The sequence below is a fragment of the Caballeronia sordidicola genome, assembly GCF_002220365.1.
Lineage (GTDB): Bacteria > Pseudomonadota > Gammaproteobacteria > Burkholderiales > Burkholderiaceae > Caballeronia > Caballeronia sordidicola_C.
The window spans coordinates 1-14,353 of record NZ_MTHB01000275.1 but is presented as its reverse complement, the minus strand read 5'-3'; the positions used below and the strand labels follow the sequence as shown (position 1 = coordinate 14,353).

The following is a 14,353-nucleotide window of genomic DNA, read 5'->3' as shown; positions in this document are numbered from 1 at the left end:
TTTTTACATGCGTTATCGTTGCATCGATTCCCACACTTTGTACAAACGCTTGACCGAAATCGGCATGGGTGTCCGAAGTTCTTGCGCAAATAGCGACACACGCAACTCCTCCAGCAACCATCTATATTCGCTCAATCGCGCGTCCGCCACCCCACCGCGTTGCGCAATCGCACGCTGATAGTTTTGCAGCAGCGGCGCAATCTCCGCCGACAACCGCGCGTCGCGCACAGCGTCCGCTTTTAACTTGTCGATACGTAACGCCATCGCGTTCAGATAACGCGGGAAGTGGGACAACTGCGTGTAAGGCGTATCGATGATAAAACGCTTGCCGATCAGCGCGTTTAATTGGCCGACCATATCCGCGTACGGCGCACCGAACGATTTAACCTGGGTCAGTTTCTTCGAGACGGTCGCGTAGTCGGCCAGAACCTGCCCAGCCAGCCGCGCAATTTCCTGTGCCAGCAACGTTAGGCGGCTCTTGCCCTGGTCTCGACGCGCATAGAAATCAGCATCGTTATCGGGAAGCGGGTCTTGCAGACACGCGCGATCCAATGCCGTTTCTATAATCTGACTGCCCAACTCTTCCTGTGAACCCAGCGCCATGTATTGCAACGACATCTCGCGCAATCCGCCCAGATTGCGTTCGAGATATCGGATCGGCTCACGCAGTTGCAATGCAAACAGCCGACGCAAACCGGCCCGATGAATCCGTGCCGCTTCTTCCGGCGAATCGAATACTTCAACGTCGCAATGTGTTTCCCGATCGACCAAGGCCGGATAACCGAACAGCGTCTGACCGCGCCGCCGAATTTCAAGCAATTCCGGGAGCTTTCCGAAGTCCCAAGTGGTGAGGTTTTCGTAAAGCGCGGTGCCTGAACTCGAACCGGATGCATCTGATGCCGAGGCGGTTCGCGTAGCAGGCGCGGCCGCGTCATTGCCAATATCCAAAGTGGCGCCCGCCGCAAGCTTCTGAAAATGCTGCTGCGCCTGGCCGCCCAGTTCAGCTCGCAACTGCGCAAGGTTACGGCCCATCGCGAGTTGCCTGCCATGCTCATCGATGACCTTGAAATTCATGAACAAATGCGCCGGCAGCGTTTCGAGCTTGAAGTCCGACTGTTTCATCGCGATTTGTGTCTGCTCGCGAATGTCCGCAATCAGCGCTTCGAGCAAACCGCCCGCGCCGAACGTCTTGCCGCTGTGCCGCTCGACCACCCCCGCCGAAAACTCGGGCAGCGGCACAAGATGCCGCCGCAATTTCTGCGGCAGCGACTTCAGCAGCAACTGAATTTTTTCCTTCAGCATGCCGCGAACGAGCCATTCGGAGCGGCGGGCATCGACTTGATTCAGGCCGAACAGCGGGACGGTGAGCGTCACGCCATCGCGCGGAGAACCGGGCTCGAAATGATAAGACAGCGTCATTTCGATGCCGGCCATCGTCATTCGTTTGGGGAACAGATCGGTCGTGATACCGGCGGCTTCGTGACGCATCAAGTCGTCGCGTGAGAGGAACAGACGGCGTGACGCGCCCTCCTTCTTTTCCTCGTCGCGATACCAGCGCTCGAATGCCGCGCCCGAATAGATGCCCTTCGGCACAAGCGAATCGTAGAAACCGAAAATCAATTCGTCGTCGACAAGCACATCCTGCCGACGCGACTTGTGCTCCAACTGTTCGATATCCGCGAGCAGCTTGCGGTTGTGCGCGAAAAACGGCAGCTTGGTCTCGAATTCGCCATCCACGAGTGCGCCACGAATGAACAACTCGCGCGCGCGCTCCGGATCCTGTTTGCCAAAACTCACGCGCCGACGTGCATAGACAGTCAGACCATGCAGCGTTGCGCGTTCGAACGCCGCAACTTGCGCGGCTTTCTTTTCCCAATGCGGTTCGGAAATCGATTTGCGCAGCAAATGCGCGCCGACTTGTTCAAGCCATTCAGGCTCGATTTTCGCGATACAGCGTGCGTACAGCCGGCTCGTTTCCACGAGTTCGCCCGCAACGACCCAACGGCCTGCCTTTTTCAGCAACGCCGAACCCGGCCACAGATAAAACTTGATACCGCGTGCGCCAAGGTAATACGGCTCGTCATCGGCCTTGAGACCCACGTTGCCGAGCAGACCGGTCAACAACGCGAGGTGAATTTGCTCAAACGTTGCCTCGGATTCGTTCAGACGCCAGCCGTGTTCACGCACGACGGTGAGCAATTGCGAATGCACATCGCGCCATTCACGCAGACGCACGTGATTCAAAAAGTTCGCACGGCATGCATCGGTGAGCTGCTTGTTCGACTTCTTGTGCGCGATTGCATCCTCGAACCACGCCCAGATTTTTGTCCACTGCAGGAATTCGGAACGCTCGTCGGCAAATTTCTTGTGCGCCAGATCCGCTTGTTCCTGCGCCTCGATCGGCCTATCGCGCGGGTCCTGAACGGACAACGCACTGGCGATAATCAACACTTCGCGCAACGACTGATGATCGCGCGCGGCAAGAATCATCCGGCCGACGCGCGGATCGAGGGGCAAACGCGCCAGCTCGCGGCCGAGCGGCGTGAGCGCGTTGTCGTCATCGACGGCGCCGAGTTCGTTCAGCAGTTGATAACCATCGGCGATGGCGCGACCCGGCGGCGGTTCGAGAAACGGAAACGTTTCGATGGCCGTCAGGTGCAGCGATTTCATCCGCAAGATCACCGCGGCCAGCGATGACCGCAGGATTTCAGGATCGGTGAAGCGCACGCGAAGCTTGTAATCGTCTTCCTCGTAGAGACGAATGCACACGCCGTCGGCCACGCGCCCGCAACGGCCCGCGCGTTGGTTCGCCGAGCTTTGCGAGATCGGTTCGATCTGCAACTGCTCCACTTTGTTGCGATACGAATAACGCTTCACGCGAGCGAGCCCGGTATCGACAACGTAGCGAATCCCCGGCACCGTCAACGAGGTTTCCGCGACGTTCGTCGACAGCACGATGCGCCGTGCGTTCGACGTCTTGAACACACGCTCCTGTTCGGCTGCGGAAAGACGCGCGAACAGCGGCAGGATTTCCGTGTGCGGCGGATGGTGCTTGCGCAACGCTTCGGCGGCATCGCGGATTTCGCGTTCGCCGGGGAGAAAGACGAGGACATCGCCGGGGCCTTCGCGGCAGAGTTCATCGACGGCGTCAACGATCGCTTCCATCAGATCGCGGTCGTTTTCGCGCTGGTTTTTCGGACGATCCGGCCGATCTTTTTGCTGCGTGCCGGGTGTGGTTCCCTGCGCGGCTTTTATTGCCGGGCTGTCCTCCTCCACCGGGCGATATCGCACCTCGACCGGATACAGCCGCCCACTCACCTCAATGACTGGCGCAGGTTTTTCGTCACTGCCGAAATGGCGGGCGAACCGATCGGCGTCAATCGTCGCCGATGTGACGATTACCTTCAAATCGGGACGTCTCGGCAGGATTTCACGCAGATAGCCGAGCAGGAAATCGATGTTGAGACTGCGCTCATGCGCTTCATCGATGATGATCGTGTCGTAAGCAGCGAGCAGGGGATCGGTCTGCGTTTCGGCCAGCAAAATGCCGTCGGTCATCAGTTTCACTGACGCACCCGGCGACAGGTTGTCCGTGAAACGGACCTTGTAGCCGACCACCTCGCCGAACGGTGTACCGAGTTCTTCTGCGATCCGCCGTCCCGTCGCCGATGCCGCGATGCGTCGCGGCTGCGTGTGACCGATCAGCCCCGAACCGCCTGCGCCAAGCCCTCGGCCGAGGGCCAGACAAATTTTGGGTAACTGCGTTGTTTTCCCGGAACCCGTCTCGCCGCTGACAATCACGACCTGATTTGCCTGGATCGCGGCGGCGATTTCATCGCGTCGAGCGGAGACGGGCAGCGTTTCGGGGAAACGGATCGGCGGAATGGGGTTCGGCTCGACTACTCGGCGCGGGCGTGGGTTGTCTCGACGTTGCGCGCTCGCGGCCTCGGCTTGCGCGTTCGGGCGCTGCTGTGCGTCTTGGGATGCGCGCGCTTCTTTGGGCGGCCGGGCACCCTGAACGGCGGGGCGGGAAGCAGGCCGCGAAGCAGGCCGCGAAGCAGGCCGCGAAGCGCCGCTGGCAGCATCGGTCTCAGCGTCTTGCGGACCACGATGCACGCGCTGTTCGGCACTCAACCCGGCATGTTCGCTGTTTCGCGCTGAATGCTTTACCGCCGGCGATTCGGCCACGCCCTGCGGACGGCCGGACGTGCGCTGCTGGCTCAGCGCCCCTCCACGTTCGGACTTTCGCGCTGAATGCTGTGGAACCGACGAGTCCGCCGCTGATGCCAAGGACGGTTTGAGCAAACGGCTTGCATCCTGCGATAACTCAGACACGATTCCCGGCCGCTGCGCGTCGTCGCGATGACGTGGGCCATGTTCCGAAACTCGCTCAACGCTCGCAGCCGGTCGATTCGGGGGCATCTGCGAGCTTGAACCGGTCGCCGATTGCGTGGTGTCGCGTAATCCTTCGGGAGCGCGATCCGCCCTTGTACTCTGCTCGCGGCGCTGCGGACGGGTATCGGCGGTGATCGGTTCAGGTTTTGGCCGATGCGCATCGCGCGCTGATTCAGGGCCGGCCGCCGGTCCCTTCACTCGGTCCGGACGCGCTTGCGAGCGGTCATCGTGAGCCGTGCGTTTTACGTCCGGTGGTTCACGCCGACCCTTTGCGGGCGATGTCGGACGCTCCCCCACAGTACGCTGTTGTGCGAATGCGTCAGCGGTTGGATGAGGATGGGGCTTCGGAGTATCGGTTACCGGAGGGTGACTGCCACCCCGTTTCGTCGCCGATAAATCGGCTTGGCTCGAGACACGCGCGTTCGCACCTTGGTCACGCCGATCGCCGGAAGTGGCCGAAGGGTTCGGACCGACCGCCTTTTCGGACAATAAAGTCGACAACAAGGCCAAACCACCGCGCTCGTCTTTTCGCCGCGCGGGCTCCCGGGAAGACGGAGCGGTGCTCGAAGACTCCTTCGATCGATCGCGAGAAGGCGAAGCCGAACCCACCGCACTTTTCTGCACATTTTTCTTCGCGGTCTGCGGGGAGGCCGAACTTGCGCCCGCCCGCCCTGCCGCTGCTTTGGAAGCGCCAGCAGCAGAATCGCCAGACGTCCCCGCAAACCGCCGCGCAGCCGCTTCCTTCTTACGGTTGATGGCGTTATCGGCGGATTCTTCCGCCTCATTTTCGCCATCGCTTTCGCGCGCCGCTGCGTCTCGCAGCAGCGCTTCACGCAGCTTTTTCAACTGCTCCTGGGGGTCAAGCTTGTCCGCATCGGCGGGACGTTTGGAAACATTCGGCATAGCACGGCATTATAATCCCGGCATGAATTCTCAAACCGACCTCCCCGCCGCGCCTCCGCCGGTTATCGCCGAGCCTGAAGCGCCTGATCAACACGGCCAGTTCGTGGAATGGATGCGCTCCGTCGCACCCTATATTCACGCGTTCCGAAACAAGACCTTCGTGGTCGCGTTCGGCGGCGAACTGGTGCAGGAAGGACGTCTGAACGCGCTCGTTCAGGACGTCGGGCTGTTACACGCCATGGGCATTCACGTCGTGCTCGTGCACGGTTCGCGACCCCAGGTGGAAGAACAATTGAACCTGCACGGCGTGGAATCGGAGTTTTCGCACGGCTTACGCATCACCGACGCCCGCGCGCTCGAATCCGCCAAAGAAGCCGCCGGCGAAGTGCGCCTCGACATCGAAGCGGCGATCAGCCAAGGCTTGCCGAACACGCCGATGGCGCACGCGCACATCAGCGTGGTATCGGGCAATTTTGTGACGGCGCGGCCAGTCGGCATCCTGGATGGCGTCGATTTCCAGCACACCGGCGTGGTGCGCAAGATCGACGGTGATTCCATTCGCCACTCGCTGACCAGCAGCAAGCTCGTGCTGCTCTCGCCGCTCGGCTTTTCGCCGACGGGCGAAGCGTTCAATTTGTCGATGGAAGATGTGGCGTCGGCAGCGGCCATTGCGCTGCGCGCCGACAAGATCATTTTCCTGACCGAAACCCCCGGTCTCGTCGATGAAAACGGCGAACTGGTGCGCGAGATGTCGTTGGACGACGCGTACAGGCTGCACGAAAGCGGCGAACTGCAAGGCGACGCCGCGTTCTACCTGAAGCACACCATTCGCGCCTGTCGCGGCGGCGTGGCGCGGGCGCACATCATTCCTTACGCGCTGGACGGCAGCATCCTGCTCGAATTGTTCCTGCACGACGGCGTCGGCACGATGATCTCGTACGAGAATCTCGAAAGCCTGCGCGAAGCCACGCCGGACGACGTCGGCGGGATCCTGACGCTGATCGAACCGCTGGAAATGGACGGCACGCTCGTGCGGCGCGGCCGGCACCAGATCGAACGCGATATCGACCATTTCTCGGTGATCGAGCACGATGGCGTGCTGTTCGGCTGCGTGGCGCTTTATCCGTACACGCAGGAACGCATCGGCGAAATGGCCTGCCTGACGGTCTCGCCCGAAGCGCAAGGTTCCGGCGACGGCGAACGCTTGCTCAAGCGCGTCGAACAGCGTGCGCGCGCTCGTGGCCTCACGCATATCTTCGTGCTGACCACGCGCACTGAGCATTGGTTTCTCAAACGCGGATTCGTCAAGGTAACGGTCGACGACCTGCCCGAAGATCGCCGCCGGCTCTACAACTGGCAACGTAAATCGCTTGTGCTGATGAAGCAGCTTTAAGCTTATTTCGAGACGTCCGTCCGGCTGCGAGTGCGATCGAAGATGACCCGATCGCCTGCCCAACGCGAGGCGTCCAGTTACCCCGCTACAGGAGAAATACAGATGGCCCGAACGATTCAATGCGCGAAACTCGGCAAGGAAGCCGAAGGACTCGACTTTCCGCCGCTGCCGGGAGAACTCGGCAAACGGATCTACGAAACGATTTCGAAGGAAGCATGGCAGGGCTGGCTCAAGCAGCAAACCATGCTGATCAACGAAAACCGCCTGAACATGGCTGATCCGCGCGCACGCCAGTACCTGCTGAAACAAACGGAAAAGTACTTTTTCGGCGAAGGCGCCGACACCGCTCAAGGCTACGTGCCGCCAACACCTAGCTGATCGGACGAGTTGTTTTCTGACAATGAAAAGCCGGCCGTTTCAAGGCCGGCTTTTTCTTTTCGCGAGTTTTGCGAACGGGCACGAGCGCCCCCTAAGCGCCCTTCCCCACGCCCCGGTTTGCGGATCGTCTTGCATCGTGCTATCATCTCCTTCTTTCCAACTGCAATTCAAAGTCAATTTCTTAGCAATGACCCGCTTGGAGCATTCTTTCAAGCAACCATGCAAAGATATCGGCGAGTGGTTGTGAAGGCTTCCCCGGGTCTGGATTTGCCTGCGGACAAGTTGTTCTCAAGCCTTCTCAATCCGTGACACAGCACGCAACCGGATCGCAGCGCTTCCCGCGCCTCCGTTGCCCCAAATCAGCTGCGTCCAGCCATCTATCCCCGAAGTACCTGCGCTACCCGTATTAATCGTGCATCACTTATGAAGTGTCATTTCGCGACATCGGCGCGAGGCATTGGCATTGTCCATCGCACCGTCAGCGCATGTTTTCCTATGCGCTCAGCGTGCGGCCCCTGCTTTCAGTGCATGCACTGGAATTCGCCTCGTCGCGAAACTGCACTTTTCCCGGCAACGTGCGCTCAAGCGCACGCCGACCCGTCCCAAGGGCGGATCGGCAACAACCTGGAGCTTCTCTTCATGGCAACACCGAATGACAGCCGCGGGCGACAACCCCAACCCGAAAAAACCCTGTCGCTCGACGACATCACCATCGTCGATAAATCGCTGCTCAAGCGCGCAGTCGGCGCGATGGCGATCGGCAATGCAATGGAATGGTTCGATTTCGGCGTCTACAGCTATATCGCGGTGACGCTGGGCAAAGTGTTCTTCCCGTCGAGCAATCCCGGAGCGCAACTGATCGCCACGTTCGGGACGTTCGCGGCGGCGTTTCTCGTGCGCCCGCTTGGCGGCATGGTGTTCGGGCCGCTGGGAGATCGCATCGGCCGCAAGCGCGTGCTCGCGATGACCATGATCATGATGGCGGTCGGCACGTTTTGCATCGGCCTGATTCCAGCTTATGGAAGCATTGGCATTTTTGCGCCGGTCCTGTTGCTCGCCGCGCGTTTGCTGCAGGGCTTTTCGACGGGCGGTGAGTATGGCGGCGCTGCAACGTTCATCGCGGAATTCGCACCGGACAAGCGGCGCGGGTTCCTGGGTAGCTTCCTGGAATTCGGCACGCTCGTGGGCTATGTGCTCGGCGCGGGCTGTGTAGCCGTGCTGACCGCGACAATGTCGGAGCAATCGCTGCTGTCGTGGGGATGGCGCATTCCGTTCCTGATCGCGGGACCGCTGGGGCTGATCGGCTTGTATATCCGGCTGAAGCTCGAAGAAACGCCTGCGTTCCAGCGCGAGGCCAACAAACGCGAAAGCGAAGCACACAGCACGCCCAAAGACCAGTTCCGCGATATGTTGATCAAGCAGTGGAAGCCGATGCTGCAATGCGTCGGGCTCGTCCTGATTTTCAACGTGACCGATTACATGGCGCTTTCTTATCTGCCGAGTTATCTGTCCGCTACGCTGCAATTCAACGAAACGGCCGGGCTTTTCATCGTGCTGATTGTCATGGTGTTGATGATGCCGATGACGCTGGGTGCCGGCCATCTGTCGGACAAGATCGGGCGCAAGCCGGTGATGCTGTTCGGATGCGTCGGGCTGCTGCTGTTGTCGATGCCCGCGCTGACGCTGATCCGCATGGGCACCATGCTGCCAATCTTCGGTGGCATGCTGATTCTCGGCGTGTTGCTTTCGTGTTTCACCGGCGCCATGCCGTCCGCATTACCCGCGCTCTTCCCCACCAAGATCCGCTACGGTGCGCTTGCGATCGGCTTCAACGTATCGGTTTCGCTGTTCGGCGGCACGACGCCGCTGGTGACGGCTTGGCTGGTTTCATCGACGGGAAACCTGATGATGCCGGCGTACTACCTGATGGGGGCATCGGTGATCGGAATTGTCTCGGTGCTCGCGCTCCATGAGACGGCGAGGCAACCGCTGAAGGGTTCGCCGCCATGCGTGGGTTCGCGCTCGGAAGCGCATGCCGTGCTGCGCGGTGTGCGGCAGGCGGCCGAAATGGATGACCGGATGCCGGAAGCGACCGCACACGCATAACCGTCATCAAGCTCGTCATCGAGCTGATCGACGCTTGTTGAAGAAAGAGGCCATCCAGCTAACGTTGGATGGCCTCTTTGCTGTTTGCTTACCGCTCGAAGCGGAGCCGGCGCTGGGCCCGCCATTCACTCGATCAGCCGCACGATCTCGACCTGCAGCTCGCCCTTGTCGATCAGCATGATGCCCAGCGTCACCGGCAACTTGAATCGACGCGGCCCGGCGCTTCCCGGATTGACGAACAGCGTCGCGCCGCGGCGCTCGATCAAAGGCTTGTGCGAATGGCCGGTCACGACCACGTCGATACCATCGAGTCGCTTCGGAACGTCAGCTATGTCGTGGACGAGATGAATCGCCGTATCGCCGATATGAAACGTCAGCGCTTGCGGCAGGTCGTCGATCCGTGCACCCGAGTCGTTATTGCCGCGGACCGCGGTGACAGGTGCGAGTTCGTTGAGCGTATCGAGGACAGTGGGATTACAAATATCGCCGGCGTGAATGATGTGCTCGCAGCCGCGCAACGCATCGAGCGCCTCGGGGCGCACGAGATTGTGGGTATCGGAGATGATGCCGATGCGGATGACAGGTGACATGGGCTTCGCTCGCAGGACTTTATGGCCCGAGCGTAGCACTGTTCATGTCGATGAAATCACCGTGGCGCAGGCGGTTACTCTTGCGTCAGCAGTACTTTCTCCACGCGCCGGTCGGGGACGAGCCATACGACCGCCACGATCGCGTATAAGGCCGCGGCAACCCATGGCTCCCAAAACGAGGCGACGATGGCGACGAGATATAAGACCACTGAAATCTTCCCCTTGCGATCTGCACCAATTGCCCGCTCCAGCATGGAGTTGGCGCCATGGAGGCTGATCAACGCGCGCGTGAGGATGTACCACGCGACCGCCGTCATGAAGAGATCGAAGCCGTAGAGCGCGGTGGGCCAGGACGCCAGGTGGTTCTCGCCCATCCAGTTGGTCGCGAACGGCAACAGCGACAGCCAGAACAGCACATGGAGGTTTGCCCACAGGACGCTGCCATTGACGCGTTGGGCTGCGTGCATCAGGTGGTGATGGTTGTTCCAGTAGATGCCGACATACACGAAACTCAGCACATAGGCGCAAAACACGGGACCGAGCGCGCTGAGCGCAGCCAGATCGGCGCCGTGCGGCACCTTGAGTTCCAGCACCATGATTGTAATGATGATGGCGATCACGCCGTCGCTGAATGCCTCGATCCGATTCGTCCCCATCCTCGTCCTTTCTTGTGCTTCGTCGTTTCAACGCCGGGGTCTACAGACCCATTCCGGCCGCGCGCAGCAAATTATGCGCGAGCAACCTGGCGTTGTCGATTTAGCGTGAACGAGAGAAAAGACGTCGTGGTGTATCGATGTAATGCGCTGCATCCATACACCAGGAAACTTCGGACGTTATCCCGGAACGCAGGCGTGAAGCCATTGCAGCAGTTGCAATCCCGCACCGGCCGCGAGAATTGCCAGCCCGAGTCCCAGACGCGTCCGTTCACGCCATGCGCCGATAGAAACGTCTTTCATACTCGCCTCCTGACATCGATGGGCCATCTCGTGATTCTGACTCTTTGATTCTGACTCTTTGATCCCGCCACTCAGCGACGGCGGATTTTCATGTACCTGAATACGCGAGCCTGAGTTCAAATGGATGCGGGTGGGGAAAATAATTTTTCGGTTTCTGTCCGGCGCAATCCGGCGAAAGCTGGCTGGAGGATTGATGCGAACGATGAAAACCGGTTCCGCGATCGCCGGCAAGCGGGCAGACGCAGAACGCTGGCGGCTGCCTGGATTGGCCCGCCCGCCGTCCGATGGTAGAATCCCGTCCGCTTGGCGGGGTGATGAAATTGGTAAACATAGCGGACTTAAAATCCGCCGCCTAACGGCTTGCCGGTTCAAGTCCGGTCCCCGCTACCAGCATCAGATTGATCAAGCGTCCCTGAACGAATGGGATGGTTTTCTGCCGGGCGAGGATCAACGCGATGATCACTGTATATTCATACAGAAGCGTATCAGCGCCGTTGCGCACCTTCCCGGATTTCATTTGGCCTGGCTGAAAGGAAACGAGAGAAGCGCCGATTGCGCACAGCAGACCCGTTTTATCGATGCCGAAACCGCCAGTCATCCTGTCTTCGCCTAACCGACTGAAGTAGACTGCGCGTCCTACCTAGCGCGAGCCATCATGAAACATCGAACCTTTTATGCGGTGGCCGCTGCTGCCGTTCTTATCTGCACTGCAGGCTGCACGACCCCGTACCGCAATGGCCAGGAGTGCAAGGCCAAGATGATCGAGACCTATCCAGCCTCGCAGCCCAGGCTGAGCTACGAAATACCGCGCGTCTCGTACCAAGGCACGCGTGTGGTGGTTGAAGGCAGCTACACCAAGGAGATTCCACCGGCGGGCGTGACCCCAATCAAGACAACCTCGATTCAGGTGCAGGCAGCCGTCGAATGCACGTTCGAAGACGACAAGCTCAAGACGTTCCAGTGGCTGACACCGGCAGCTCTCGCGGAAAAATACCCGCTGAAGCCGGGCGCCGACGAGCCGGAGTAAGGTTTTCCATCAAGTCCGGAAGATGTGCTTAGTCGACGCGTCAATGAACGCACGGACTTGCTCATGTAGCGGCTCATGTAGCGACGAACACCGGACATGCCCGCCGCGGCCAGCGGCCCCCCGTCGTCTTTAGTATCATCAGCGGCTCGCTTCACGCTTTGAATCCTCGAGCCCTCGCCCATGTCCGCTGCCGCAACCGATTCAAATTCCCACGCTCCGCACCACCAGCCCCACCAGCACTACTCGCGGGCGACACTGCTCGTCCTGGCGACGATCGCAGGCGTATCGGTCGCGAATATCTATACGAATCAACCGCTGCTCGCAGCTTTTCGCGCGTCCTTCCCGGAAAGCGCGGGGATGATCGGCGCGGTGCCGGCGGTCACACAACTCGGCTATGCGATCGGCATGTTGTTGCTGGCGCCGCTCGGCGATCGCTTCGACCGCCGCCTGATCATCCTTCTGCAACTGGCCGCGCTCGGCCTCGCACTCGTCGCGGCAACGGCCGCGCCCACGCTCGGTGTGCTGATCGCGGCGAGCCTGGCGCTCGGTATCGTGGCAACCATCGCGCAGCAAGCCGTGCCGTTCGCCGCCGAACTCGCGCCGCCAGCGCAACGCGGTCACGCGGTCGGCACGGTGATGAGCGGCTTGCTGATCGGCATCCTGCTCGCGCGCACGGTTTCGGGTTTCGTCGCGGAGTATTTCGGCTGGCGAGCCGTGTATGGGGCCTCTGTCGCCGCGACCATCGCGCTCGCCGTACTCGTGGTCATGCGCCTGCCGCGCAGCAAGCCGACTTCCACGCTGCCCTACGGCCGCCTGCTCGTGTCGATGTGGCATCTCGTGGTCGAGTCGCCGGCGCTGCGCGAGGCGTCGATGACCGGAGGCGCGTTGTTCGCGGCGTTCAGCATCTTCTGGTCGGTGCTCACGTTGCTGCTCGCGGGCGAGCCGTTCCATCTCGGCCCACAGGCGGCCGGCCTGTTCGGCATTGTCGGTGCAGCGGGCGCGCTGGCCGCGCCGCTCGCCGGCAAGTCGGCGGACAAGCGCGGGCCGCGAGCGGTGGTAACGCTCTGCATCGTGCTCGTGGCCGTCTCGTTCGTGGTGTTCGCGCTGTCAGGACGCAGCCTCGTGGGCCTGGTGATCGGCGTGATCGTGCTCGATATCGGTGTGCAAGCCGCGCAGATATCGAATCAATCGAGAATCTATGCGCTCAAGCCCGAGGCACGCAGCCGCGTGAATACCGTCTACATGGTGGTCTATTTCATCGGCGGCGCCGTGGGCTCGGCTGTCGCATCGCTTGCATGGCATGCGTTCGGATGGATCGGCGTGTGTATCGCGGGACTGGTGGCCACCGGGCTTGCCGGCTTGAGCCATTCGAGAAGCCGGTCGAAAACCCCTGAGGCAGAGGTCTGAATCCGGCCAGGCGTACGGCGCGGGATCAATCCCTACTAATCCCGCGTATTCCCGCTTATTCCCGCGCGCGGGCGTAATGATGTAGCGCGTCGAGAACGCGGTCGAATTCCAGGGATTTGTCGAAGAAATGGCGCACGCCGTATTGCAGGCAACGCTCACGGTACGCCGGCAGTGCATGATTCGTGAGCACGGCGGCGAAGGTTGAATCGGTCATGCCGGTGCGCTGCAAATACGCCAGCACCTCGACGCCGGAACCGTGCTTCAGTTGCAGGTCGACAATGACTGCATCGAATCCCTGCGCTTCCAGCAGCCCGATCGCCGTCTCGGGCGTGTCCGCCCACGCGGTGACCTGCAGTTCGCCGGACGCGTCGATCGCTTCCACCAGGCTGCGCCGGATCAACGGCGAGTCTTCGATCAACAGCACGCTCAGCGGCCGCTTCTGCGAGAGACCGGTTTTGTCGACGATCGTTTGTTGGCCCACGGCGGGCATCCTCCTACTCGATCAAGCCGTTCTTGATCGCGTAATACGTTAGATCGGCATTGTTCGCGAGCCGCATTTTTTCCAGAACGCGTGCGCGATACGTGCTGATCGTCTTCACCGATAAATGCAGCTCCTCCGCTATCTCGGTCGGAATCTGGCCGCCCGCGAGCTTGCAAAAAATCTGGAACTCCCGCTCGGACAAGGCTTCGTGCGGCCGCTCGGTTGCGGGTTTTTCGAGCTTGTCGGCGAGTGCGTCGGCAATGAACTCCGACAAGTAGCGGTGGCCCCGCGCCACCGTCCGGATTGCCCGCACGATTTCGTCGGGCGCCGCGTCCTTGTTCAGATACCCGTTGGCGCCGGCGCGCAGCAGGTTGATCGCGTACTGGCTTTCCGGATAACCCGACAGCATCAGCACGCCCTGCTCCGGGCGAAGCTGCTTGATCACGCGCAAGGTGTCGATGCCGTTCTTATCCGGCATCGCGATGTCCAGCAACACGACGTCGAATGCGCTTGCGCGCACGAGCGCGATGGTTTCGTCACCGGTGGACGCTTCGGCGGCAACTTCCATGTCGGGTTCATCGGCGACAAACTGCCGGAATCCGCTTCGCACAATGGCGTGGTCGTCCGCTATCAACACTCGAATCATCTGCGCTGCCTGCGGCCATTTTTATGATGAATCATTGTACCGACGACGCGCGGCGGGAAATCATCCCGCCG

12 protein-coding genes and 1 tRNA gene are annotated in these 14,353 nt (G+C 60.7%); 6 read left to right on the top strand and 7 right to left on the bottom strand.

What is annotated here, in order from left to right:
- Nucleotides 1-12 precede the first annotated feature (12 nt).
- Nucleotides 13-4,134 carry an ATP-dependent RNA helicase HrpA gene (gene hrpA / locus BSU04_RS39205; protein WP_441300077.1) on the bottom strand — a complete coding sequence of 1,374 codons (4,122 nt, stop codon included), beginning with the start codon at nucleotides 4,132-4,134 and terminating at the stop codon, nucleotides 13-15.
- Between the two features lie 1,186 nt (nucleotides 4,135-5,320).
- Between hrpA and argA the strand changes: the two genes are divergently transcribed.
- The 3 genes from argA to proP all read left to right on the top strand — a co-directional run bounded on the left by argA (nucleotide 5,321) and on the right by proP (nucleotide 9,175).
- Nucleotides 5,321-6,691 carry an amino-acid N-acetyltransferase gene (gene argA / locus BSU04_RS39200; protein ID WP_089165595.1) on the top strand — a complete coding sequence of 457 codons (1,371 nt, stop codon included), beginning with the start codon at nucleotides 5,321-5,323 and terminating at the stop codon, nucleotides 6,689-6,691.
- A 102-nt stretch (nucleotides 6,692-6,793) separates the two neighbouring features.
- Nucleotides 6,794-7,069, top strand: coding sequence for an oxidative damage protection protein (locus BSU04_RS39195; protein ID WP_031363859.1), 276 nt, complete (start codon nucleotides 6,794-6,796; stop codon nucleotides 7,067-7,069).
- Between the two features lie 639 nt (nucleotides 7,070-7,708).
- Complete coding sequence (gene proP, locus BSU04_RS39190) at nucleotides 7,709-9,175, top strand: glycine betaine/L-proline transporter ProP (protein WP_089165594.1); 1,467 nt, start codon at nucleotides 7,709-7,711, stop codon at nucleotides 9,173-9,175.
- A 125-nt stretch (nucleotides 9,176-9,300) separates the two neighbouring features.
- Here the strand turns inward: proP and BSU04_RS39185 are convergent, their stop codons facing one another.
- From BSU04_RS39185 to BSU04_RS48290, 3 genes are all read right to left on the bottom strand, one after another.
- Nucleotides 9,301-9,765, bottom strand: a complete 465-nt coding sequence (locus BSU04_RS39185; RefSeq protein WP_089165593.1) for a metallophosphoesterase family protein — start codon at nucleotides 9,763-9,765, stop codon at nucleotides 9,301-9,303.
- Between the two features lie 74 nt (nucleotides 9,766-9,839).
- Nucleotides 9,840-10,421: a TMEM175 family protein gene (locus BSU04_RS39180; protein ID WP_089165592.1), complete on the bottom strand. Its 582-nt coding sequence runs from the start codon at nucleotides 10,419-10,421 to the stop codon at nucleotides 9,840-9,842.
- 177 nt (nucleotides 10,422-10,598) lie between these two features.
- Nucleotides 10,599-10,721 (bottom strand): hypothetical protein, encoded by a 123-nt coding sequence (locus BSU04_RS48290; protein WP_256983807.1) that lies wholly within the window; start codon nucleotides 10,719-10,721, stop codon nucleotides 10,599-10,601.
- A gap of 305 nt (nucleotides 10,722-11,026) precedes the next feature.
- Here BSU04_RS48290 and BSU04_RS39175 point away from each other — a divergent pair.
- Nucleotides 11,027-11,111, top strand: a tRNA-Leu gene (locus BSU04_RS39175).
- Here BSU04_RS39175 and BSU04_RS46895 read toward each other — a convergent pair.
- Nucleotides 11,074-11,238 (bottom strand): hypothetical protein, encoded by a 165-nt coding sequence (locus BSU04_RS46895; RefSeq protein WP_179258597.1) that lies wholly within the window; start codon nucleotides 11,236-11,238, stop codon nucleotides 11,074-11,076. The genes BSU04_RS39175 and BSU04_RS46895 overlap by 38 nt on opposite strands.
- Before the next feature lie 138 nt (nucleotides 11,239-11,376).
- Here BSU04_RS46895 and BSU04_RS39165 point away from each other — a divergent pair, with 138 nt between their 5' ends.
- The gene (locus BSU04_RS39165) at nucleotides 11,377-11,748 is read left to right on the top strand and encodes a nuclear transport factor 2 family protein (RefSeq protein ID WP_089165590.1); all 372 of its coding nucleotides are present in this window, start codon (nucleotides 11,377-11,379) and stop codon (nucleotides 11,746-11,748) included.
- Nucleotides 11,749-11,928: 180 nt separating this feature from the next.
- Nucleotides 11,929-13,155 (top strand): MFS transporter, encoded by a 1,227-nt coding sequence (locus BSU04_RS39160; protein ID WP_089165589.1) that lies wholly within the window; start codon nucleotides 11,929-11,931, stop codon nucleotides 13,153-13,155.
- Nucleotides 13,156-13,210: 55 nt separating this feature from the next.
- Here BSU04_RS39160 and BSU04_RS39155 read toward each other — a convergent pair whose 3' ends face one another.
- Together BSU04_RS39155 and BSU04_RS39150 are read right to left on the bottom strand one after the other, a co-directional pair.
- Complete coding sequence (locus tag BSU04_RS39155; protein ID WP_256983806.1) at nucleotides 13,211-13,636, bottom strand: response regulator; 426 nt, start codon at nucleotides 13,634-13,636, stop codon at nucleotides 13,211-13,213.
- Nucleotides 13,637-13,649: 13 nt separating this feature from the next.
- Nucleotides 13,650-14,282: a response regulator gene (locus BSU04_RS39150; protein WP_089165587.1), complete on the bottom strand. Its 633-nt coding sequence runs from the start codon at nucleotides 14,280-14,282 to the stop codon at nucleotides 13,650-13,652.
- Nucleotides 14,283-14,353 lie beyond the last annotated feature (71 nt).

What these genes read in the sequence shown, in the direction of transcription:
- argA (WP_089165595.1), top strand. Translation starts at nt 5,321, where the DNA reads ATGAATTCTCAAACCGACCTCCCCGCCGCGCCTCCGCCGGTTATCGCC.
- BSU04_RS39195 (WP_031363859.1), top strand. Translation starts at nt 6,794, where the DNA reads ATGGCCCGAACGATTCAATGCGCGAAACTCGGCAAGGAAGCCGAAGGA.
- proP (WP_089165594.1), top strand. Translation starts at nt 7,709, where the DNA reads ATGGCAACACCGAATGACAGCCGCGGGCGACAACCCCAACCCGAAAAA.
- BSU04_RS39185 (WP_089165593.1), bottom strand. Translation starts at nt 9,765, where the DNA reads ATGTCACCTGTCATCCGCATCGGCATCATCTCCGATACCCACAATCTC.
- BSU04_RS39180 (WP_089165592.1), bottom strand. Translation starts at nt 10,421, where the DNA reads ATGGGGACGAATCGGATCGAGGCATTCAGCGACGGCGTGATCGCCATC.
- BSU04_RS48290 (WP_256983807.1), bottom strand. Translation starts at nt 10,721, where the DNA reads ATGAAAGACGTTTCTATCGGCGCATGGCGTGAACGGACGCGTCTGGGA.
- BSU04_RS46895 (WP_179258597.1), bottom strand. Translation starts at nt 11,238, where the DNA reads ATGAAATCCGGGAAGGTGCGCAACGGCGCTGATACGCTTCTGTATGAA.
- BSU04_RS39165 (WP_089165590.1), top strand. Translation starts at nt 11,377, where the DNA reads ATGAAACATCGAACCTTTTATGCGGTGGCCGCTGCTGCCGTTCTTATC.
- BSU04_RS39160 (WP_089165589.1), top strand. Translation starts at nt 11,929, where the DNA reads ATGTCCGCTGCCGCAACCGATTCAAATTCCCACGCTCCGCACCACCAG.
- BSU04_RS39150 (WP_089165587.1), bottom strand. Translation starts at nt 14,282, where the DNA reads ATGATTCGAGTGTTGATAGCGGACGACCACGCCATTGTGCGAAGCGGA.